Origin of the sequence: Meiothermus sp. (assembly GCF_025056915.1) — a bacterium.
Taxonomy (GTDB): Bacteria; Deinococcota; Deinococci; order Deinococcales; family Thermaceae; genus Meiothermus.
Map to the genome: position 1 here is coordinate 46,804 of NZ_JANWVH010000002.1, position 22,138 is coordinate 68,941.

Sequence of the window (22,138 nt, forward strand, 5' to 3'; positions counted from 1 at the left end):
TATGTTCAGAAACTGGCTTCAGATTTACTTCGGTGCTATGAGCAAACAGGGCCTTAGTGTCCAAATTCATGTCGCGTCAGTAAGCGAGCAGCGCTTACGTAAAGAGCCGGTTTTTATCCACCAGCCCCCCCCGAACACTTTGCGGGCTCGAGCGCATTGCTGGCTCCACCTCGAAATTTTCAAACCTGAAGGGTCTGCCAGACCGCCAGCGAGAATGGCTCCAGAACGCCGTCCTCGAGATAACCCCGCACACACCGGCCCTCCTTGCCCGATAGCAGGTCTGTGGCCTGCTCTCCACGAGGCCAGAGGCCGTGCAGCGGAACGCTGATGCGCCAGGGCTCGGGCGAGGCGTTGATGGTCACCACCACGCTGCTTTGTCCAAGGGTGCGGGCAAAGGCCAGATGGGCATCCTGGGCATAAAGGTACTGGTATCGGCCCCGCCGCAAGACCGGCAAGGACTGCCGCAGGGCCGCCATCCGCTGAATGGTTTGCATCAGGGGTTTATGCCAGCGGGCCTCATCCCAGATCATCCCCCGGCGGTTGTCGGGGTCGTGGCCCCCGGCCATGCCTATTTCGTCGCCGTAATAGACCGTGGGCGCCCCCGGCAGGGTAAAAAGCATGGCAAAAGCCAGCTGCACCCGCTCGAGCTGCCCCCGCAGGAGGCTGAAAATGCGGGGCGTGTCGTGCGAGGTCATGATGTTCATCTGGGCGGTTACGATATCCCAGTCGTAGCGGCGAAAAAGCTCCTCGAGGCGGTTGTGGCAGGCCATAGCCCCCAGGGTTTCCAGCCGCCCCAGACCGCTCCTGGCAGCCAGGTCTTTGTCCAGCACCTCGCCCCCCACAAAACCCAGAATGGCCCGCCCCAGCGGGTAGTTCATCACCGCATCGAACTGGTCACCCTGTAGCCACCGGCTTGCGTCGTCCCAAATTTCGCCCACGATGTAGGCCTCGGGGTTCTGGGCCTTGACCCGGCGGCGAAACTCGCGCCAGAACTCGTCGTCGTCAATTTCGTTGGGCACATCCAGCCGCCAGCCATCAATGCCATACTGAAACCAGTATTCCCCCACCGACAGCAAATACGCCCGACACTCGGGGTTGGCGGTGTTGAATTTGGGCAGCTCGGGGTTGTTCCACCAGGCCGCGTAGTTGGCGTGTTTGGCATAGGCGTTCAGGGGAAACCTGTAGATGTGGAACCAGTCGCGGTAGGGCGAGGCGGCCTCGTTTTCCATCACATGCTGAAAAGCAAAGTGGGCCCGCCCGCAGTGGTTGAAAACGCCATCCAGCACCACCCGCAGGTCTCGCCGGTGGGCTTCCTCGACCAGCTTCCGCAAGGCCACATTGCCGCCCAACATGGGGTCTACCTGGAAATAGTCGCTGGTGTGGTAGCGGTGGTTCGCGGTCGAGCTGAAAATGGGGCAAAAATAAAGTGCACTAAAGCCCAGCTCCTTGATGTAGTCGAGCTTCTCGATCACGCCCCACAGATTGCCCCCCTTAAAGCCGCGCAAGGTGGGCGGAGCGTCCCAGGCTTCAAAACCGCTGTGTACCGGCGCAGGGCTGGCCGGCGGCCCGGCCCCAATGCGAAAACGATCTGGAAATATCTGATAGAAAACTGCGTCTTTGACCCACTCTGGTGTCATCCAAGCTCCCACAAGAAAACGCTTGCACGTTGCCAGGGGTTAGTCTAAACCTTACAGGCAAAATCTCAAGTGTAAGCAAACAGAAATTCGTTATGGGGATATTTGCAAAGGTTCGCAATGTGCTTGCGATAGGCTCCATCGCTGATGTAGAACCTGCCGTACCCCAAAGCGCCGCGATTCACACCGCCACCGATGGGCCCTTCACAGGGTGGCCTTTTCCCCTGCCGAACAAGCTTTGTTCGTTTCCCAGTTTCTTTTTGGGCGCAGGCGGCCACACCCGCCAACGCAGGTTCGATGTTCGCAGATAGATACCCATACACCCCCACAGATTCCAAAGAATGATAGCCCTCAAGCCCCTACCAACCGCGCAGGTAGGGTCGGGGAGGGTCTCGGACAAGACCCCCCATCTGCTGGCAGGTCAGCCACCACGCCTGGCCCCGCGCCTTACACGTCTCTCGGCTTATCGCGTTCTTCACAGACGTGGCCGCCCACGAAAACGAGAAGGGACAAAGAGACGTGCCTCACCGAGACGCATGTTTTCGAGTTTCCAGAGCGGTCACTTTTCTGTTCAGAACCAGGCTTTCTCGAACTCGAATGGCTCATAATTTGTGAAGAGCGCTCTATACCTCAAAACGAAGGGGGAATCTTTGGTTGATTTGTTACCCTATGTGCTGCCAGGACAGCCCTTTTCAGCCGTTGCGGTGGCCTTGCCGAGCGGGGCCAGGGCTTGAGGGCCTCTGCAAAGAGGCGGCTGCAAGATAAAGAAGACGAGCGGGACAAGGTGGGTTCGGTATGATACGATGCCCCAGTTATGCCGCGTGGGAATCTGTTTGTTATGACCGGAGCTTCGGGGGTGGGCAAAGGCACCATCCGCGGGAGGCTCCTGGAATATCACCGCATGTACTACTCCATTTCGATGACCACCCGGCCCCCCAGGGTGGGGGAGCGTCATGGGGTGGACTATTACTTCGTCAGCAAGGCCGAGTTTGAAAGCAAAATCGCTCAAAACGGCTTCCTCGAGTGGGCCCAATACGTGGACGATTACTACGGCACCCCGCGCGAGCCGGTGGAGGAAGCCCTGGCCAACGGACGGGATGTCATCCTCGAAATCGAAGTGCAGGGTGCCTTGCAGGTCAAGCAGGCCATGCCCGATGCAATCCTGGTCTTCATCATCCCCCCCTCCCTTTCGGAGCTGCGCCGAAGGCTCTTGGTGCGGGGAACCGACAGCCTGGCCAAGATTCATAAACGGCTCAAGCGGGCCGAAGAAGAGATTCGCATGGCCGACCAGTTCAAATACGTGCTGGTCAACGACCAGCTCGACAAGGCCGTCTCTGATTTTGCCGCCATCATTCAGGCCGAGCGGCTGCTGCAACCGCGTATGGGCGAGGCACTGGCCCAAGCCCTCTCCAAAGACCCCGTGCTGGAACGCGAACTCGATGAGCTGGAACGCAGGCGGCTCGAGGCCGGCGAGCAGAAAGGCAAGTAAACATTTTTCACACTCTGATGTACAATCGGAGCTTAGTTGCAGAGGTAGACCTATGGCAGAACCTGGCATTGACAACCTCTTGGCCCTAACCGACTCCAAATACCGTCTGACAGTGGTCACGGCGAAGCGAGCCCAGCAGCTTCTGCGTTATGACTTCAAGAATACCGTGCTGAGCAACGACGAAATACCCCGCATGCGCACTTTGGAGGGCGAGAAACCCGATCCCAACGCGGTCACCTGGGCCATGCAAGAGCTCCAGACCCGGCGTCTTCAGATTGGCGAAAACCTGATGGCCGAGGATCGCCTGACCAAGCTCCTCGACCAGATGTACCCCCGCGAGGTGATCGAACCTTCGGACTGAACCTGCCGAGACCAGACGGCGCATAAGCCCGCATCTTCATGCAGGGGTCGAGCGGGCCAGAAGGGTGGCCACCCACCCGTTCACATCGCGCATTTACGCTGGGAAGCCGTCTGTTTCCAGCCGTATAACAATAGCCCGGCGCCCTGTATAATCCCGAATTGGGACCGGGAGAAAAAGAGGCTATGGCAAGTAAAGAACAGCGGCATCGAGCCATCCAGGAAATCATCAGCCGGGAGAGCATATCCACCCAGGCCGAGCTGGTAGAACGGCTGCGCAAGCTGAACTACGAGGTGACCCAGGCCACCGTGAGCCGCGACATCAACGAAATGCGCCTGGTGCGGGTTCCACTGGGGCGGGGCAAACACAAGTATGCCCTGGCCCAGCTCAACCTGGCCGAAGATGTCATGGAAGAGCTGCGGCGTATTTTCCCGACCTTCGTGCGGGATGTAGACCGGGGTGAGAATATCCTAATGCTCAAAGTGTCCGAAGGCCACGCCTCGGGCATCGCCTTGCTGATTGACCGCCTGCGCCGGGACGATATTGTGGGCACCATCGCCGGGGAGGATTCGATTTTGGTGGTGGGCCGCACGGTTCGGGATGCAGAAGCCTTGCAGGAGGAATTCGAAGAAATGCTATTCCCCGCAACCGAGCGACCTAGCCGGTAACTCCACCCCTTGCACCCCTTCCTTGAATCGCCATGGTTGAATTTGCCCTGCAGGCCTTCCTTACCCTATTTGTGCTGATTGATCCCATCGGCCTGATTCCGCTTTTTCTGGCCCTGGTCGGTAGCCGCAGCTACCAGGAGCAAAAACGCATTGCGCTCCGGTCTACCCTGGTGGCGGGCCTCCTGGTGCTGGCCTTTGCCCTGCTGGGCGGAATGATATTGCGCTACCTGGGCATCAGCCTCGAGGCCCTGAAAGTGGCCGGCGGATTGCTGCTCTTCAAGATTGCCCTGGACATGATCAACGCCCAGCTCGAGCGCGAAACCGACGAAGAGCATGCCGAGTCGCAGACCCGGGCCGACATTTCGGTCTTTCCCCTGGCCATTCCCCTGATTGCCGGGCCGGGCACCCTGGCCGGGGTGCTGATTCTGGCCGGAACCGCCCCCCAGGGCGTTGGTGGGTTCGTGTTGGTGCTGGCCATGGCAGCACTGGTGCTCTTTATCACCTACTGGTCGCTCAGGGCCGCCCTGAAATTCTCGAGCTCGCTGGGCCGCACCGGTATCAATGTGATCACGCGGGTTCTGGGCATTTTGCTGGCCGCGCTGGCGGTGCAGTATGTGGCCGATGGGGTGCGTGTACTGCTAAAGCTCGAGTGAGTTGCGCACCCGGCGCTTGTCCACGTACATGGCCTGGTCGGCCTGGCTGAGGGCAGCCGACAAATCCTGCAGGGCGGAGACTGCCACCGCTCCGGCGCTCACCTCCACGTGGATGGCCGAGCGCACCCGCCGAACCATCTCCGGCACATCGGCAAGGTGCAGCCCCAGATGCAGGCTCACAAACTCGTCGCCCCCAATACGAAAAATCTGGTCTTCCTGACGGAAAACGCTGCGAAGGGTGGTGGCTAGAATCTTGAGGGCCTGATCGCCTGCGGCATGTCCGTACTGGTCGTTGATCCGCTTGAGGCCGTCCATATCCCAGTAAATCAGGGTCAGGGGCATATCCAGGCGTTCGGCCTGGGCCTTTACTTTGGGAAAGTTCTCTTCCAGGGCGTGGCGGTTGCCCAGTCCGGTGAGCGCGTCGCTCAGGGCCCGCTCGGACAGGTTCCGGCGCGTAAGCAAGCCGTACAGCACCGTGGCGGCTTGCAAGGCAAAGGTCTGGGCAATCACCAGGCTTTCGGATCCAAAAGCCTCGGTAGAGCTGAGCGAGTCCAGGTTCAGGGTGCCCATGACCCGGCCCTGCAGAACAATAGGAACCGTGATGGTGGCTTTTAGTTCCTGGAGCTTTCCGGCCTGCTCAAACAATTCGAGCTCGTGGGAGATGTATTGCTGTGTTCGCTCCTGGATGTGGGGGGCCACCAGCAGCCGGGGCTTGCCCAGCAGCCAGGCCTCTTCTCCAAGTCCGTACCAGGCCAGTTCGTGGTTGTAGCTCAGAGCATGCCGGGTCAGCTCCTCAGCAAAGCCAATCTGGGCCACAAAGCGAAACTCGCCCTGTTCCAGCAAGGTCAGGCTCCCGGCCTCGGCCCCTGGAACCACCGCAACCGCGGTTTGCAGCACCCGCATGAAGAGGGCCTCGAGCTTTTCTTCCTGGGTCAGCAGGCTGGAAAGCACCTCGAGGGAAGAGTGGTAGGCCAGGGCCTGGTTGTACTCACGGGTCACCTCGTTCAGGATGCATAGTTGGCCGTTTTTGAACGGGGCCTGGGTCACCTGAAACCAGCGCCATCGCTTGCCGGCAAGGCCGACCAGATTGCGCTGAGGGTGGCCCTGCCACCAACCGGCGTTGATTAGCTCTTGCAGGCGTGACTCGTTCACCGCCGGTTGGAACCAGTCTTCCAGCCGCCTGCCAAGCGGCTTGGGGTCGGGAAAGAGGGCGGCGGCTGCCGGGTTGTACCAGGCCATCTGCCCCTTTTCATCCAGCCACACCACCGCCTCCGGCAGGTGCTTAAGCCAGGTCAGGGTTTCTGGCTCGAGAGGAGGAGCAGTCGCATCCATAGGCGAACGAACTCGAAAATATTAACTCAGTGTATGGGCGCCCTTTCCTCTATGCAATGGGCTTTAACGGGTCACGTGACCGAACCCAACAAGAGTTCACGGGCATGCTCGAGGGCTGCTTCGGAGTAGCTACCCGAGAGCATACGGGCCAGCTCGCGCACCCGCTCTTCGTTTTCTACCCGCTCCACCTGTACCGCCGGGCCGCTTTTGACCACCCGGTAGTGGGTTTTGGCCCTGGCCGCAATCTGCGGAAGATGGGTGACCACCAGCACCTGGCGGTGCTCGGCCAGACGGGCCAACCGCTCGGCCACCTGCCAGGCCGCCTCGCCCCCAACCCCCGCATCAATCTCGTCGAAAACCACCGTATCGGCCTCGGAGCCGGTGAGCAAGGCCAGCGCCAGCATCACCCTGGAAAGCTCGCCGCCCGAGGCGGCTTTCTCGAGGGGCGCTTGACCCAGGCCGGGGTTGGCCGAAAACAACAACTGGACTTCCTCCAGCCCCTCGGGGCCAGGTTTTTCCAGCGGTAGCAGCGCTACCTGGAAGCGGGCAGCGGGCATCCCCAGGGCGCGAATCTCTTCGCTGGCCTTTCTGGAAAGCCGATCGGCGGCCTGAGCCCGGGCCTCGCTAAGCCGCTTGCCTGCGGCCAGCAGGGCGTTCCAGGCCGTTTCTTTTTGGGCGTGGAGCTCGGCCAAGCGATCCTCGGCGCCCTCGAGCTCGGCCAGCTCGCGCCGCGCGGCCTCGGCAAAGGCCAGAATCGCCGGGATGCCCTCGCCGTACTTGCGCCCCAGCTTCTCAATCAGGGCCAGCCGGGCCTCGACTTCATCGAGGCGGTGGGGGTCGGCCTCGAGGCCCTCCAGATAGTCCTCCAGTTCACGGCTGACCGCCCGCAGGCCATCCAGGGCGCTCTCGAGGTCCCGGCCCAGGGGCTCCAGCTGCGCATCGTGGCGCCCCGCCGCTTTCACCTCCCGCGAGGCCAGCGTGACCAGCCCCAGGGCGTCGCCATCTCCGCTGAGGGCCGCAATGGCGGCTGAAACCCGCTCGCGTAGGGTCTCGAGGTGGCGCAGGCGCTCGGCCTCCTGCAGGAGCTGCTCGTCCTCCCCGACCTCCAGTCGGGCCTGGTCTATTTCGCTGGTTTGAAAGCGCAGAATATCCAGCTTGCGCTCGCGTTCGCGGGCGGCGGCCTCGAGGCGTTCGGTCTCGCTCAGGATGGCCTGATAATGGGCGTAAGCCTGCTGATACTGCTCCAGCAAGCCCGTCTCCAGCTGCGAATCGAGCAGCCTGCGCTGGGCCTTGCGGCTGAACAGGGCCAGGGCAGCGTGCTGGGCATGGATGGTGAGGTGCTGCGCGGCCTCCTCGCTGAGTTCTTTGAGGCTCACCACCTCGCCCTCAATGCGTGGGGTGCTGCGCCCCTGAGAAACCTTGCGCGACAGGCTCTTGCCATCAAAGAAAGCTGTAACCAGCAGGGTGTCGGCCCCGGGCCGCATCAGGCCCTCGGCCTTCTCGCCCAGCAGCAACGACAAAGCATCCACCAGCACGCTCTTGCCTGCGCCGGTTTCACCCGTGAGCACCGTCAGGCCGGGGCCAAACTCGAGCGCCACCCGCTCCAGCACCGCCAGGTTTTGCACCTCGAGGCGTTCCAGCATACTCCTAGATTAGGGTATCACAATCATTTTGTTGGCAACAGAATGCAGGGTGATTGGGCACCCAGCCGGTTCACCAAAGGCAGGGGTTGCAGGCCGAATGTTTCCTGATAACCAAGACGAATTCTCGTTTTTCGTGGGCGGCCACGTCTTTGAAGAGCGCGATATAGGGGGAGACACCCGACCAACCTCCGCTCAGGCTCACCTTGTGGGCCCTGCAAAGTCGCTTGTGCGCCCGAAGTTGGTATCGAAACTGGGTTTGGTAGAGGCTCGCTTTACAAACCCCGTTCGCGCCGAACCCGTTGCCGGCTTCCAGCCAGGATTGTTTAGAGGTTATGCAGTGCGCTCTGGAGGGCCTCCGCAAAAGCATAGGGCTGGTCAATCCAGGGGTAATGCCCGGCCCCCTCGATTAGTTCGAGCTGCCCACCGACCAGGTCGGTGATGGTCTGGGCTTCGGGGTAGCTGGTTCCATCGAGTGAGCCCAGCAGAACGGTGGTGGGGGTGTGAACCTCGAGCAGAAACGGGGTATAGTCCAGTCGCCACAACCCGTTCAGCACAAACATCCGCCCCGGCGTGTCGGCCCCGACAATGTTCAGACCCTCGGCCACCCATTCGTACTCCATGCGGCTATGCTGGCTGGGAAACATGAGCCTGTCGAACGCCGCTTTGGGCTCCACGTGGGCAAAGGCTTCCTGCAACAGACGAACGCCATCCTCCGGCACCTTTGGCTCGTCCGCCTGGTCTGCCAGGCCCCGCAGCCCCAGCGAGGCCCGGTAAAGCTGAGTGGCCAGCCAGGGAAAATTGGTCCAGGGGTTGATCAGCACCAATCGCTCGGCAGTCTGGGGGAATCGGCGGGCATAGTCCAGGGCCAGCAACCCCCCAAAGCCGTGGCCCAGCAAACACCAGGTATCGAGGCCCAGGTGATCGCGCAGGTGGGACAAATCGCCAACCAGGGCATCTATGGTAAAGAGGCCGGGCTCCTCCGGCAGCGCGGGGCTGCGCCCCCCACCCCGCTGGTCGAGGTAAAGCACCCGGAAGCCGTCCAGGTATTCTTCCAGCCCTTCCCGCAGGGCATAGCTACTGCCCCCTGGCCCCCCGTGCAACACCACAATGGCCGGGGCCTCGAGGGGGCCGGTGTCCTCGAGGTACACCTCGACGCCGTCCGCCACCGCAATCAAGTCTATTTCTTCACGCATAAGGTTCCTTGTCGGCCAAAAGCTCAAAGCGGGGCCCTAGCCGGATTGCCGGCTCCCCTCCTCCAGCAGCTCAAAACTCCAGCTACGAAACCCCTCCAGCTCCGAGGCCGCCTGCTCCATCTGGGCGGCATGGGCCCAGACCTCGAGCAGATAGAGTTCCTGCTCCGCCCGGTAAAGCAGCCGATAGGGATGGGGAAACCGCCGGGCCAGCTGCCGCAGGGCTTCCAGGTTTCGACCCTCCACAAAGAGCACCTTCATCGGCTTATACTTTATCTTCTGGTGCGGCGACAAGTCTTGAGCCAGGAATCGTCTCGGGTCAAGGTTGTGCGCCCAAACGTGGCCTGCCACACTCGGGGACTCCCTTTCGCCCGCTTGTTTCGAGGAAGCTCAGCCGCTGTCTCCTCGCCACAGGCGTTCCAGGAATTTGACCTCACAGGCTTCCTCGAGGCTGGTCATCAGCGAATAGGCTTGTAAAAGCGCTTTTTCCGGAGCCTCTTGGGTGCCCTTGGTAAAAGCCCCATGGCCGCGCACCACACAGGCTTTGTGGCTTCGCAGGGCTTCGGCCACCGCGCGGGCGGCCTCTTCCGTGCCGGAGGTGGTGGGGGGGGCCACGACGGGAATCTGGTCGAAGTAGTAGCGCCCCTCGAGGTCAATGGGCAGAATGGCCCCTAAGTGAAACGAGAGCGCAATGGCGTGCCGGGGGTGTGCGTGAACAATTGCCGTGGCATCGGTCTCGCGGTAGACGGCACGGTGAATCACCCGCTCCACCGAGGCGCCCTGGTCGCGCTCGGGGTCGGGCTTCAGGGGCAGCCAGAGCAGGTCGTCCGGGGTCAGGTGGGCTTTCTGGACGCCCGAGCGGGTGATCCAGAGTCCCTCCCGTTCCCTCACCGAATAGTTGCCCGAGGTGGCCGAGGCCAACCCGGCGGCAAACAGGTCGGCTCCCACCTGTTGAAACGCGAGAAAGAGTCGGGCCTTCATGGGCGGGCTACTCTCCTGGCTTGAGCACCTTCCAGACTAAAGGCAGGGCGCAGGGGTCTGGGGGCAGGAAGCAAATCGTAGAAACCCACGACCCCCCGCTTCCTTCTGAGTTTGAGCAGGGGTCAGGGCGTAGGAGGCAGATGCTGGAGACCCACCACCCACCTCCGACCACCCACTCCTCTATTTCATCGAAAGTTGCCTGTGGGCCCAAGGTTGGTAGCAGAGAGTTCAGGGCGCGACCCACAGGGCGCCCAGGGGCAAGGGCCATTGGCCTTAAGCCAGCGCCTCCAGCCCAGGGCTAGGCTTCCCGCCCCGGCTGTTCCGGGCGCACACCGGGCCGGCGGGGCACCCCCACGGGTGCCTGTTCGGCCTCGCGGCGGGCTTCCTCGAGGCGCTTGAGGGTCTTTTGGTCCACCACCTGGGTGTTTCGCACAAAGTCCGAACCGGTACCGGCGGGAATCAGCTTGCCCAGAATCACGTTTTCCTTCAGGCCGATGAGCTCGTCCATTTTCCCGGCGATGGAGGCCTCGGTGAGCACGTGGGTGGTGTGCTGGAAGCTGGCCGCCGAGAGCCAGCTCTTGGTGGAGAGGGCGCTCTTGGTCACCCCCATCAGCATGGGCTTCCAGCTCGCGGGGGTTTTACCCTCGGCCATCAGGGCCTCGTTGGCCGACTCCACATCCCACTTCTCGATGACCTGGCCCTCGAGGTAGCGGCTGTCGCCGGAGTCGGTGATCTCCACGTATTTGAGCATCTGCCGCACAATCACCTCGATGTGCTTGTCGTGGAGCTTTACCCCCTGGGCCCGGTAAACCCGCTGAATCTCGTCGGTCAGGTAGCGCTCGACCGCCTCGGGGCCCTTGGCCTCCAGAAGCTGGTGGGGGTCAATGGCCCCGCGGGTCAGGGGCTGGCCGGCCTCCACGGTTTCGCCTTCCTTCACGGTGATGCGGGCTTCCTTGGGCACTTTGTACTCTTTGGAGAAGCCCTCGCTGCTGACCACAATGCTGGTCTTGTCCTCGTGCTCCTCGATGTGAACCGTTCCGTCAATCTCGGCAATGACCGCCTTGACCTTGGGCCGACGGGCCTCGAACAGCTCAATCACACGGGGCAGACCCTGGGTGATGTCGGTGCCGGTGGCCACCCCGCCGGTGTGGAAGGTCCGCATGGTGAGCTGGGTGCCCGGCTCGCCGATGGACTCCGCCGCCACCACCCCCACGCTTTCGCCGATGGAGACCAGCTTGGCCGCCGAGAGGTCCCAGCCGTAGCAGTGCTGGCAGACCCCGTAGCGGGTGCGGCAGGTGAGGGGCGAGCGCACCGGTACCTCCTCAATCAGGCGCTCCTCCGCCGCCTTCACGATGAAGCTGACATCATCCAGGCTGAGCTGGTGGCCCTCCTCGAAGAGCCGGCCCTTAATCTCGAACTCGCGCGCCACCGTGCGGCCATACAGGCCCGACTCGATGTCGCTCTTCTTGCGCAGGCGCTTGTTGCGGAAGGCCTCGTCGAACTGCAAAAGGGGCACCGAGATGTAGTCGGGGGTGCCGCAGTCCTGCTCCCGCACAATCACCTCGTGGGCCACGTCGTGCAGCTTGCGGGTCAGGTAGCCCGAGTCGGCGGTGCGCAGTGCGGTGTCGGCCCCGCCCTTGCGGGCCCCGTGGGTGGAGATGAAGTATTCCAGCACGGTAAGCCCCTCGCGGAAGGAGGCCTTGACCGGCACCGGGTAGGTCTCGCCGGAAGGCTTGGCCATCAGGCCGCGCATTCCCGAGATCTGGCGGATTTGCTGAGGGTTGCCCCTGGCGCCCGACTGGCTCATCACGTAGAGCGGGTTGAAGGGGTAGTTCTCCTCGAAGTTCTTGAACACCGCCCCGGTCACCTTCTCGGTGGTCTGGCTCCAGAGCTGCAAAATCTGCTGGAACCGCTCCTCCTCGGTCATCAGGCCCAGCTCGAAGGCCTGCTCAATCTGGGCCAGCTTGGCGTCGGCCTCTTGCAGGTACTGCTTCTTCTCGGCGGGAATGACCGCATCGTCAATGCCGATGGTGATGCCGGAGGTGGTCGAGAGCACGAAGCCGTAGTACTTGAGGGCGTCCAGAAGCTTGGCGGTCTTTTCAATCCCAAGGAGCAGGAAGCTCTTGTAGACCAGGTCTTTGAGCGAGTTCTTCTCCTGGGCTACCTCGAGGTTGACCAGCTCCTGGGCCTTCTCGGGGTCTTCGATGGCCTCGCTCACGATGCGCAGGAAGAGCATCCGGCCCGGCGAGGTTTCCAGAAGCTTATCCCCCAGGCGCACCGTGACCACGTCCTGGTGGTCCACCACCCCGCTCTGCACCGCCAGAAGCGCCTCGTCAATGCTGCTGAAGACGAACTTGAGGCGGCCCACGCTGGTTTCCTTGCCCGCAACCTTAATTTTTGCGTTGAGGGCCACCTTACCCTGCTCGTGGGCAGCCAGGGCTTCCTCGGGGGTGGCGAACTCGAGGCCCTGACCTTTTTTCTCCCGGCGCAGCTGGGTGATGTAGTAGAGGCCCAGGATGATGTCGCGGGCCGGCTTGGCCACCGGCTCCCCGGAGGCCGGCGAGAGGATGTTGTGCGAGGAGAGCATCTGGATGCGGGCCTCGGCCTGGGCGTAGCTCGAAAGCGGCACGTGCACGGCCATCTGGTCGCCGTCGAAGTCGGCGTTGAAGGCCTCGCAGACCAGGGGGTGCAGCTGGATGGACTGGCCCTCCACCAGCACCGGCTGGAAGGCCTGAATGCCCAGGCGGTGCAGGGTGGGCGCCCGGTTCAAAAGCACCACCTTGCCGTGGATGACCTCTTCCAGGGCATCCCAGACCTCGTCCTTGATGTCGCGGGAGCGCTCCAGCATCTTGCGGGCGCTCTTGACGTTGTTGGCGATGCCCTTTTCCTCCATCTTCTTGAGCAGGAAGGGCTTGAAGAGCTCCAGGGCCATGCGCTTGGGCAGGCCGCACTGGTGCAGCTTGAGCTGGGGCCCCACCACAATCACGCTTCGGCCCGAGTAGTCCACCCGCTTGCCCAGCAGGTTCTGCCGGAAGCGGCCCTGCTTGCCCGAGAGGATGTCGGTCAAGGAGCGCAGGGCCCGGTCGCTGCCGGGGTTGGTCACCGGGGTTCCGCGCCGCCCGTTGTCCAGGAGGGCGTCCACCGCTTCTTGCAGCATCCGCTTCTCGTTGCGGATGATCATTTCGGGAGCCCCCTGGGAGAGCAGCTTGCGCAGCCGGTTGTTGCGGTTGATCAGGCGGCGGTAGAGGTCGTTGAGGTCGCTGGTCGCAAAGCGGCCCCCGTCCACCTGCACCATCGGGCGCAGGTCGGGCGGCAGCACCGGAACGGCCTCGAGCACCATCCACTCGGGGCGGTTGCCGGAGTCGCGGAAGGCCCGCACCACCTCCAGGCGCTTGCGGGCCTTGGCCCGGCGGGCCCGGCTGGGGTGCTTCATCTCCTCCACCAGCTCGGCCTCGAGCACCGCCAGGTCAATCTCCTTCAAGAGCTCCTGGATGGCCTGCGCGCCCATCTTGGCGTCAATGTCATAAGACTCGATGACCCGCACGGCCATGCGGATGAAGTCCACCTCCACCCGGCCATAAATCTCCGAGGTCACCTTGCCGCCGTCGGCCAGCGCATCGCCCGGCGAGACCCGGTCGCCGTTGGTCACCTCCACGTCGTCCTCGAAGGGGTAGAGCTTGGCCTTCATGACCACGATGGAGGCCGGCTCGTGCAGGTGCACCACCCCATCGGCCTCGGCATAGACCTCTTCCTCGGGTTCGATGGCGCCCACCAGCTTGTCGCCCTTGCGCACCTGCATCCCTTCGGCAGCCAGCACGTGCATGTGGGGCTGGAGGGGGTAGTCGGCCACGCGGGGGCGCTCCAGGGTGAAGCTGAGATGAACTTCCTTTTTGGCGGTTTCAGCCTCGACTTTTGCCACCTTGAGGCCCTTGGGCATCCGGAGCTGGCCCTTGCCCTGGGCCAGCACATCGCCGTTGCCCACCAGCTCCCCCTGGCCCACCTTAAGGTGCATCCCAGCCGGAATCAGGTACATGGCGCTGACCACGCTGGAATCGGGGTCGAGGATTTTGACCAGGGCCCCGTCGCCCACCTCCTCCACATCCACCACGCCGGAGTCCTCGCTGGTGATCTGGTAGGAAGCCTCGAGCTCCGCTATGGGCTCGCCGGGCTTGTAGGTTTCCTGTTCGATCCAGGCCGCTTTGGGCAGGGTCAGGCTGGCCCGCTCCCGGTCGGCGTACTCAACCCTTATGCGGCGGGGAAAGCGGAAGAGCACCAGACCGTCCATCTTGCTGACAATCCCCGGTGCGAGTTCCTGCCCCTTTCGAACCTCGTCGCCATCCTTGACCAAGGTCTCCACCCCGGCGGGAATGGCGTAGGTCTCCTGCTTGCCAAAGCGCAGCTCCCGGTACTCGTCGTCGGTCAGGAGCTGGCGCTTTTGCACCGGCACACCGCCCAGCATGGCCCCCTTGGGGTCAATGGTGATGTACTTGGCAAAGTACAGAACTTGCTCGAGCTCCTGGGCCGAAAGGTCGAGCAGGGTGCCAATCTTGCTGGGCACGTCCTTCACGTACCAGATGTGGGCTACCGGGGTGGCCAGCTCCACGTGCCCCATGCGGTAGCGGCGGACGATGCTCTTGGTCACCTCCACCCCGCAGCGTTCGCACACCTTGCCCTCGAAGCGCTGGCGCTTGTACTTGCCGCAGGCGCACTCGTAGTCCTTCTGGGGGCCAAAGATGCGCTCGTCAAACAAACCGTCGCGCTCCGGCTTGAGGGTGCGGTAGTTGATGGTCTCGGGCTTCTCGACCTCCCCGTAGCTCCAGCTCCGGATTTTCTCGGGGGAGGCCAGGCCGATTCGAACTTTTCGGACTTCTCGCTTAATCATCGTTCACTCCGTGAACTTTTGTCTCGGGTCTCACAGGGGTCTCAGGCCAGTCGGTGGGGTTGTCTTGGCACGCCCAATCGTCATCGGCGGCTGGCCAGTCCTTCAAAGATGTCCAGGTTTTTGGAGTTTTCGTCGTAGGTCTCGACGTCTAGACCCAGCGACTGCAATTCCTTCACCAGCACCCGGAAGCTTTCCGGCACGCTGGCCTCGGGTACATCCTCGCCCTTGACCACTGCCTCGTAGGCCGCATTGCGGCCCTCGATGTCGTCGGACTTGATGGTGAGGATTTCCTGCAGGGTATGCGCCGCGCCGTAGGCCTCGAGCGCCCACACTTCCATCTCGCCGAAGCGCTGCCCCCCAAACTGGGCCTTGCCGCCCAGGGGCTGCTGGGTGATGAGCGAGTAAGGGCCGGTCGAACGGGCGTGCATCTTGTCCTCGACCATGTGGTAGAGCTTCATGATGTACATCACCCCCACCACGATGGGGCTTTCGATGGGCTCGCCGGTGCGCCCGTCGTAGAGCACGCTCTTGCCCTGTTGGGCCACCTCGCGCAGTTGCTCGGCGGGGTCTTTTTCCCCATCCACCAGGCCCAGCTTGGCCGCCCGTGCCAGCACCTCGCGTTCACGGTTGTCCAGGCCAAAGCCGGCCTTCAAGCGGGCCTCCCATTTCTTGTCGAAGGCCTTGCCCAGCATTTCTTTGATCTCGTCCTCGGCGATGCCGTCGAAGACCGGGGTGATGAACTTCAGGTCGAGCTCGTAGCCCGCCAGGCCCAGGTGGGTTTCCAGAATCTGGCCCAGGTTCATGCGGCTGGGCACGCCCAGGGGGTTGAGCACGATGTCCACCGGCGTACCGTCGGGCATGTGCGGCATGTCTTCAGGCGGCAGGATTTTGGAGACCACGCCCTTGTTCCCGTGGCGGTTGGCCAGTTTGTCGCCCACCTGCAGCTTGCGCTTCTGGGCCACGTAGACCCGCACCACCTCCCGCACCCCGGGCTTGAGCTCCACCCCAGGGTCGCCCCGGCGCAGCCGCAGGGTGCGCACCACGATGCCCCCCTCGCCTGGGGGCACCCGCAGCGAGGTGTCCTTCACGTCGCGGGCCTTCTCACCGAAGATGCTGCGCAAGAGCCGCTCTTCCGGGGTAGGCTCGGTCTCGCCCTTGAAGCTTGTGCGGCCCACCAGGATATCCCCGGCCTTGACCTCGGCCCCGATGCGCACCACGCCGTCTTCGTCGAGGTCGCGCAGGGCGGCTTCGGAAAGGTTGGGAATGTCGCGGGTCACACGCTCAGGCCCAAGTTTGGTATCGCGGGCCTCGATCTCGTAGCGCTCGATGTGCACCGAGGTGTAAAAGTCGCGGCGCAGAAGGTCTTCGGAGATTACAATGGCGTCTTCGTAGTTGTAGCCATCGAAGGGCATGATGGCCAGGAGCACGTTCTGACCCAGGGCCAGGCGGCCTTCATCGGAGGCCGGGCCGTCGGCCAGGAGGTCGCCTTTCTTGACCCGCTGACCCTTGGAGACCCTTGGACGCTGGTCCAGCGCGGTGCCCTGGTTGGAGCGGGTAAAACGCCGCAGGGTGAACTCGTACAGCCCTTTGTCATCGCCCCGCACGGCGATCTTGGTGCCGTCCACATACTCCACCACGCCATCCACGCTGGAGTAAAGCGAGGTGAGGGAGTCGCGCACCACCCGCTCTTCCACCCCGGTCATGACCACCGGGCTCTGGGCCCGCAGCAGGGGCACCGCCTGGGCCTGCATGTTGGAACCCATCAGGGCCCGGTTGGCGTCGTCGTGCTCGAGGAAGGGAATCAGGTTGGTGTTGACCGAGAAAATCTGCTTGGGCGAGACGTCCATGTACTCGACTTCCTCGGGGCGCATGACGATGGGCTCCCCCTTCTTGCGCACCACCACCTGCTGGGTGTCGAAGTGGCCGTCGGGCTTGAGCGGGGTGTTGGCCTGGGCAATTGCATAGCGGTCTTCCTCGGTGGCGGTCATGAACTCGACCTTCTCGGTGACCCGGCCCTTTTCCACCTTGCGGTAGGGGGTGAGGATAAAACCCAGGTCGTTGATGCGGCCAAACGAGGCCAGCGAGGAAATCAGGCCGATGTTGGCGCCCTCAGGGGTTTCGATGGGGCAGATGCGCCCGTAGTGGGTGCGGTGTACGTCACGCACATCGAAGCCGGCCCGTTCGCGGGTCAGGCCGCCCGGCCCCAGCGCGGAAATGCGCCTTTTGTGGCGCAACTCCGAAAGGGGGTTGGTCTGGTCTTTGAACTGGCTGAGCTGGCTGCGCCCGAAGAACTCGCGAATGGCCGCGACCAGCGGGCGGTTGTTGACCAGCTTGGCTGGGGTGGCGCTTTCGGGGGTGCCCAGCAGCATGCGCTCCCGCACCCCTCGAGCCAGGCGGGAAAGCCCCACCCGGAACTGATCCGCCAAGAGCTCGCCCACGGTGCGGATGCGGCGGTTGCCGAGGTGGTCAATGTCGTCGTATTCGTAGCCGGGCTCACCGCTTTGCAAAGCAAAGAGGTATTTGAGCACCGGCAAGAGCCCCTCGTCCTTGAACTCGCCGTTCTCGAACCGGATGAGCATGCGGCCCGAGAGCTGGATGCCCAGTTTTTGCTGAGCCTTGTACTTGCCGGCCTCGCCCAGGTCGTAGCGGCGCGGGTCGGAGAGCAGGGAGTGCAGGTAGGTAATGGCCTTGTCCCGCTTGGGAGGGTCACCGGGGCGCAGCTCGGTGAAGAGCTTCAAAAGCGCCTCGTCCACGCCCATCTCGAGGGCCTTGTTGCCGCGGTACTGGGCTTCCAGCAGCCCGGGGAGGAGGTCGGGGTAGGCCGCGAGTTCCTTGCTGAGGCTTTCTGCGGTAAAGCCCAGCACCCGCAAAAGAAGCGCCAGCGGGAACTTCTTCTTGTTGACCTTCATCACCACCACGCCGGACTGCTCGAACTCGAGGTCAATCCAGGGGCCGCGCTTGGGCAGGGGAATGACCGAGGCCACATACCTGCCGGGGCGGGCCTGGTCGGCGGTAAAGTACACCCCAGGCGAGCGGTGAATCTGGGAAACAATCACCCGGTCGGCCCCGTTGACGATAAAGGAGCCGTCCTCGGTCATGAGCGGGAGGTCGCCCAAAAACACCTCGTCTTCTTTGAGCAGGCCGGTGTCTTTGTGGACGAGCAGCAATTTGGCGTACAGCGGGGCCTGGTAGGTCAGGTCTTTTTCCCGGCACTCGTCCTGGCCGAATGGCGGCTCCCCCAGCCGGTACTCGAGGAAATCAAGCACCAGCCCCCGGCCCTTTTCCCCTTCTTCGATAGGAAAGGTCTCTTTGAAGGCTGCTTGCAGGCCAATGGGTTCCCGCTTGGAGGGGGGAACGTGGGCCTGTAAAGCTTTGGTGAAGGAGTCAACCTGAATCTCGGTGAGGGGTGGGAGGGGAATCACTTCCGAAATCTTGCCGAACCGCTCTATCTTCATCAAAACACCTCATAACCCGTGGGCGCTGCTCCGCACGCTGGGCACGGAGAGAATCTGCTCTGGGCCTTGTGGGGGTTTTCGTAAGCTAACAGGGTTCTTCCGCAGGCGAAAAATTCCCTGCGGCGGCTGATTCTTACGCTTTTTGTGGAGCACACAGGGGGTGCAAGCCACAAAACATAAGGGTAATGGTAGCACATTTGCACACACAAATGCAATATGCACCCTGAGCCTTCAAGCTGCTGGCACAAGGATAACACAAGATGAGATGTTTGAGGAGTTCTTTCGAGCCATGGGCCAGAAAATAGGCAAAAGGCCGACATAACCTGAAGGCTGAGCGGGCCGGGAATCCCTGAATGCCTCCCGAAACATCTGGACTGCTTTGCATATCGCGCTCTTCACAGACTGGGCAGAGGCGCAGGTTTTCGAGTTTCCAGGCGGCCACTGTTCTGTTCAGAACCGGGCTTTCTCGAACTCGAATGGATAATATGCGAAGAGCGCGCTAAATACCCGGCACAGCAGCCTTTGCAGCGCCGGGCAGTTCACGTCTGGCCGCGGTAGCGTGATCGTGCGATGCGTGACAAGCAATGGGAGGAGTTTCGAGCATTGCACGCAAACGGGTGGTTGTGTGTGGCTCTGGTCTGCATCAAATTCGGGCCTCCCCTACCGGGGCAGAGGAAGGGCAGCAGGGTTCCTGGTTGAAGGGGTAGGGGGCGTCTGAAGGCCTCCATGCGGTGCTGGACTACAGGAAATCGCCCAGAATACGCTCAACCTGGTCGGTTTCAATAAGAAAAGCGTCGTGGCCGTGGGGGCTGTGAATCTCGCGGTAGAGGCCACCGCTCAGGGTGGCCAGTTCTCGAACCTCCTGAGCGGTGTAGAGCACATCGGTGTTGATGCCTACAAACAAGCTGGGAATGCCCCTGAGCTGGCGCAGGGCGGCCTCGATACCCCCGCGTCCGCGCCCCACATCATGGGTGTCCATGGCTTCGGATAGCACCAGATAAGCGTTGGCATCAAACCGCTTGGCGAACTTTTCCCCCTGATACAGCACATAGCTTTCGCCCCGTTCCGGATGATGTTGCCAGCGCAGCCGGAAAGAGTCGGGCGAGCGGAAGGAAAGCATGGCAATGGCCCGACCCAGTTGCAGCCCCAGGGGTTGCTCGGTGTAGTGACCATCCCGATAGCCAGGGTCGTTTAGCACTGCTTCCCTCGAGAGCCGGTTGAAGGCGCGGGCCCAGGGGCTGTGTACGGCTGGGGCCGCCAGCACCACCATTTTCTCGACCCGCTGGGGGTACATCAGGGCGAACTCGAGGGCCACCATCCCGCCCAGGCTGCCCCCCAGCAAGGTCACTTTCTCGATGCCCAGAAAGTCCAGCAGTCGGGCCTGCGCACGGGCCAGGTCGCGCACGGTCAGTTTGGGGAAATCGGGGCCGTAGGGCCGTCCGGTCTCCGGATTGAGCGACAAGGGGCCGGTCGAGCCGTAGCAACTGCCGATGTGGTTGGCGCAGATGACGAAATACTTTTCGGTATCGAGCATCCGGCCCGGCCCGGCCAGCTCGTCCCACCAGCCATGCGGCCCAAAAGCCTGGTCGAGCCGGGGCAGGCTGCTGAGGGTTTCCTGGGTGTAGGTGCCGGCCAGGTGCGCCGAGCCCGTCCAGGCATGAAACACCAGCACCGCGTTGCTGCGGTCGAAGTTGAGCTGGCCATAGGTCTCGTAGCGGAGACGAAGCTCAGGCAGCGTGCCGCCGTACTCGAGGCGAAACCCCCCCGCTACCAGGGCCTGGGCCGGCACCGGGGGCGGCACCCGGCCCCGGCTCTTGGGGGGCTTGATCAACAGGGCTTCGTGGTCGCCCCAGGCTTCTTGAATCAGAAGGTCGGTCATGATTGGCTCCAGGAAGGTTGGGCGCAAATCGCCTGGCTTGAACAAAGCGCAGAGAAATGCGGAGCGGGCGTGGGTTCAGCAGCGCACCGAGCCCATGCACCGCCCGGGCCGAAACCGGCTAGGCCCCCACCTTGGCCCGCAACGCCTGCTTGAGGTCGGCCTTGAGGTCGTCCAGGGCCTCCAGGCCCACGCTAAGCCGCACCAACTCGGGGTTCACGCCGGCCCTGGCCTGCTCTTCCGGCGAGAGCTGCGAGTGCGTGGTGGAGGCAGGGTGGATGGCCAGGGTGCGGGTGTCGCCCACGTTGGCCAGGTGGGAGATGAGCTCGAGCCGGTTGATGAAGCTTTTGGCCGCCTCGTAGCCCGCCTTGAGGCCGAAGGTGAGCACCGAGCCGGGCCGGCCTTTGAAATACTTCTGGGCCTTGGCGTAGCTGGGGTGGTCGTCGAGGCCGGGGTAGTTCACCCAGGCCACCTCGTCCTGCTCACGCAGCCAGTGGGCCAGGGCGAGGGTGTTTTCCACATGGCGCTCCGAGCGCAGGGAGAGGGTCTCGAGGCCCAGCAAGAGCAGGAAGGCCTCAAAGGGCCCCAGGCACTGCCCCTGGTCGCGCAGCCCGTCAATGCGGGCCTTGACAATGAAGGCCAGGTTGCCCAGGGCTTTGGGCAGCTCGAGGCCGTGGTAACCTGGCTGCGGCTCGCTCACCAGGGGGTAGCGCCCGTTGGCCCAGTCGAAGTTGCCCCCGTCCACAATCAGGCCCGCAATGGCCGCTCCGTGCCCGCCAATCCACTTGGTGCCGGAATGGGTCACCACGTTGGCCCCCCACTCAATGGGGCGGAAGAGGTAGCCCCCATGACCAAAGGTGTTGTCCACGAAAAGGGCGATTCCCCGCTCCCGAGCGGCCTGGGCAATCAGCTCAAAGTCGGGGATGTTGAGGGCCGGGTTGCCCAGCGACTCCAAGTACCAAAAGCGGGTTTTGTCGTCCGTAAGCCGGATGAAGTCCTCCACGCTCTCGGCGCTGTCGGTAAAGCGGCTTTCGATGCCCAGGCGGGGCAGGGTGACCTTGAACTGGTTGATGCTTCCGCCGTAGAGGTTGGGGGTGGACACAAAGTTATCGCCGGCCTGGGCGATGTTGGTAATGGCCAGGAACTGCGCGGCATGGCCCGAGCTGGTCGCCAGCGCCGCTACGCCACCCTCTAGTGCGGCAATGCGTTTTTCCAGCACGTCGGTGGTGGGGTTCATGATGCGGGTGTAGATGTTGCCGAACTCCTGCAAAGCGAAGAGCCGGGCCGCGTGGTCGGCATCCTTGAACTGGTACGAGGTGGTGGCGTAGATGGGCACCTGGCGGGCACCGGTGGTGGGGTCGGGGCTATAGCCGGCGTGCAGTTGAAGGGTCTCGAAGCGGTGTTTTTGCGACATTGTTCTCTCCTACCGCGGGGGATTTGGGGCGCTATCGGTAGGAGTTTTGCCTGAAAGCAAAACCCCCCACCAGACGTTCTTTTATGGCTGGAAGGGGGTGGCAGGACGTGCTTCCCTTCTCTTATCTTTCTCGACTGCCAGGCTATGCCAAGCCTCGAAGGTTGTGTGCCTACAACCTTCCACAGTCGAGCCGGAATTAGCACCTTACAAAAAAACCTCTGGTCATGAGCAAAGGCTTTTTTGTGGGTTGCTGCGACTTCGCAGGGCCGAATCCCTCCGCCGCTCTGGATAAAAGAACTTTTTTGGTTTTGGCCGCGCCCCAGCGCGGTTAGAAGTGAGTGTAGAGAGATGCAGAGGTTCTGTCAACCCCGAAGCCGGGTCGGAGCAAAAATAGCGGACTGGCGGCCCACCCCCGACGATACCCATCCCGACCACATCCAAAAGTCACGCGCAGGGGCTACTGAATCGAAAACATTGGGTGCTGCCAACGGATAACCACCGGCGAAAAACCCGGCATGAAGGCTCTCAAAGACCACGCCAAGGCCGTACTTTCATGGGTGTAG

Annotated in this window: 14 protein-coding genes and 1 riboswitch; of the genes, 4 read left to right on the forward strand and 10 right to left on the reverse strand. The window is 62.6% G+C overall.

Annotated elements, in window-relative coordinates; translation table 11 throughout:
- Positions 1-179 precede the first annotated feature (179 nt).
- Positions 180-1,637: a glycoside hydrolase family 13 protein gene (locus tag NZN28_RS00780; RefSeq protein ID WP_295394651.1), complete on the reverse strand. Its 1,458-nt coding sequence runs from the start codon at positions 1,635-1,637 to the stop codon at positions 180-182.
- Between the two features lie 811 nt (positions 1,638-2,448).
- Here NZN28_RS00780 and gmk point away from each other — a divergent pair.
- From gmk to NZN28_RS00800, 4 genes are all read left to right on the forward strand, one after another.
- Positions 2,449-3,123, forward strand: a complete 675-nt coding sequence (gene gmk, locus NZN28_RS00785) for a guanylate kinase (RefSeq protein ID WP_295394655.1) — start codon at positions 2,449-2,451, stop codon at positions 3,121-3,123.
- A gap of 52 nt (positions 3,124-3,175) precedes the next feature.
- Positions 3,176-3,484 carry a DNA-directed RNA polymerase subunit omega gene (rpoZ, locus tag NZN28_RS00790; RefSeq protein ID WP_295394659.1) on the forward strand — a complete coding sequence of 103 codons (309 nt, stop codon included), beginning with the start codon at positions 3,176-3,178 and terminating at the stop codon, positions 3,482-3,484.
- Positions 3,485-3,666: 182 nt separating this feature from the next.
- Positions 3,667-4,149, forward strand: coding sequence for an arginine repressor (gene argR / locus NZN28_RS00795; protein WP_295394662.1), 483 nt, complete (start codon positions 3,667-3,669; stop codon positions 4,147-4,149).
- A 32-nt stretch (positions 4,150-4,181) separates the two neighbouring features.
- The gene (locus NZN28_RS00800; protein WP_295394665.1) at positions 4,182-4,802 is read left to right on the forward strand and encodes a MarC family protein; all 621 of its coding nucleotides are present in this window, start codon (positions 4,182-4,184) and stop codon (positions 4,800-4,802) included.
- Here the strand turns inward: NZN28_RS00800 and NZN28_RS00805 are convergent.
- The 9 genes from NZN28_RS00805 to NZN28_RS00845 all read right to left on the reverse strand — a co-directional run bounded on the left by NZN28_RS00805 (position 4,788) and on the right by NZN28_RS00845 (position 21,575).
- Positions 4,788-6,134: a diguanylate cyclase gene (locus NZN28_RS00805; protein ID WP_295394667.1), complete on the reverse strand. Its 1,347-nt coding sequence runs from the start codon at positions 6,132-6,134 to the stop codon at positions 4,788-4,790. The genes NZN28_RS00800 and NZN28_RS00805 overlap by 15 nt on opposite strands.
- A 71-nt stretch (positions 6,135-6,205) precedes the next feature.
- Positions 6,206-7,777, reverse strand: coding sequence for a DNA repair protein RecN (locus NZN28_RS00810; protein WP_295394670.1), 1,572 nt, complete (start codon positions 7,775-7,777; stop codon positions 6,206-6,208).
- A gap of 323 nt (positions 7,778-8,100) precedes the next feature.
- Positions 8,101-8,970 (reverse strand): alpha/beta hydrolase, encoded by an 870-nt coding sequence (locus tag NZN28_RS00815; RefSeq protein WP_295394673.1) that lies wholly within the window; start codon positions 8,968-8,970, stop codon positions 8,101-8,103.
- A 36-nt stretch (positions 8,971-9,006) separates the two neighbouring features.
- Positions 9,007-9,228 (reverse strand): hypothetical protein, encoded by a 222-nt coding sequence (locus tag NZN28_RS00820; RefSeq protein ID WP_295394676.1) that lies wholly within the window; start codon positions 9,226-9,228, stop codon positions 9,007-9,009.
- Between the two features lie 129 nt (positions 9,229-9,357).
- Positions 9,358-9,948: a class II aldolase/adducin family protein gene (locus tag NZN28_RS00825; protein WP_295394679.1), complete on the reverse strand. Its 591-nt coding sequence runs from the start codon at positions 9,946-9,948 to the stop codon at positions 9,358-9,360.
- Between the two features lie 298 nt (positions 9,949-10,246).
- A complete protein-coding gene (locus NZN28_RS00830) occupies positions 10,247-14,827 on the reverse strand; it encodes a DNA-directed RNA polymerase subunit beta' (protein ID WP_295394706.1) in 4,581 nt (1,526 codons plus the stop codon).
- Positions 14,828-14,910: 83 nt separating this feature from the next.
- The gene (locus tag NZN28_RS00835; protein WP_295394681.1) at positions 14,911-18,285 is read right to left on the reverse strand and encodes a DNA-directed RNA polymerase subunit beta; all 3,375 of its coding nucleotides are present in this window, start codon (positions 18,283-18,285) and stop codon (positions 14,911-14,913) included.
- Between the two features lie 739 nt (positions 18,286-19,024).
- Positions 19,025-20,164 carry a homoserine O-acetyltransferase gene (metX, locus tag NZN28_RS00840; protein ID WP_295394685.1) on the reverse strand — a complete coding sequence of 380 codons (1,140 nt, stop codon included), beginning with the start codon at positions 20,162-20,164 and terminating at the stop codon, positions 19,025-19,027.
- A 118-nt stretch (positions 20,165-20,282) separates the two neighbouring features.
- Complete coding sequence (locus tag NZN28_RS00845; protein ID WP_295394687.1) at positions 20,283-21,575, reverse strand: O-acetylhomoserine aminocarboxypropyltransferase/cysteine synthase family protein; 1,293 nt, start codon at positions 21,573-21,575, stop codon at positions 20,283-20,285.
- 118 nt (positions 21,576-21,693) lie between these two features.
- Positions 21,694-21,870: riboswitch (SAM riboswitch) on the reverse strand.
- Positions 21,871-22,138: the final 268 nt, after the last annotated feature.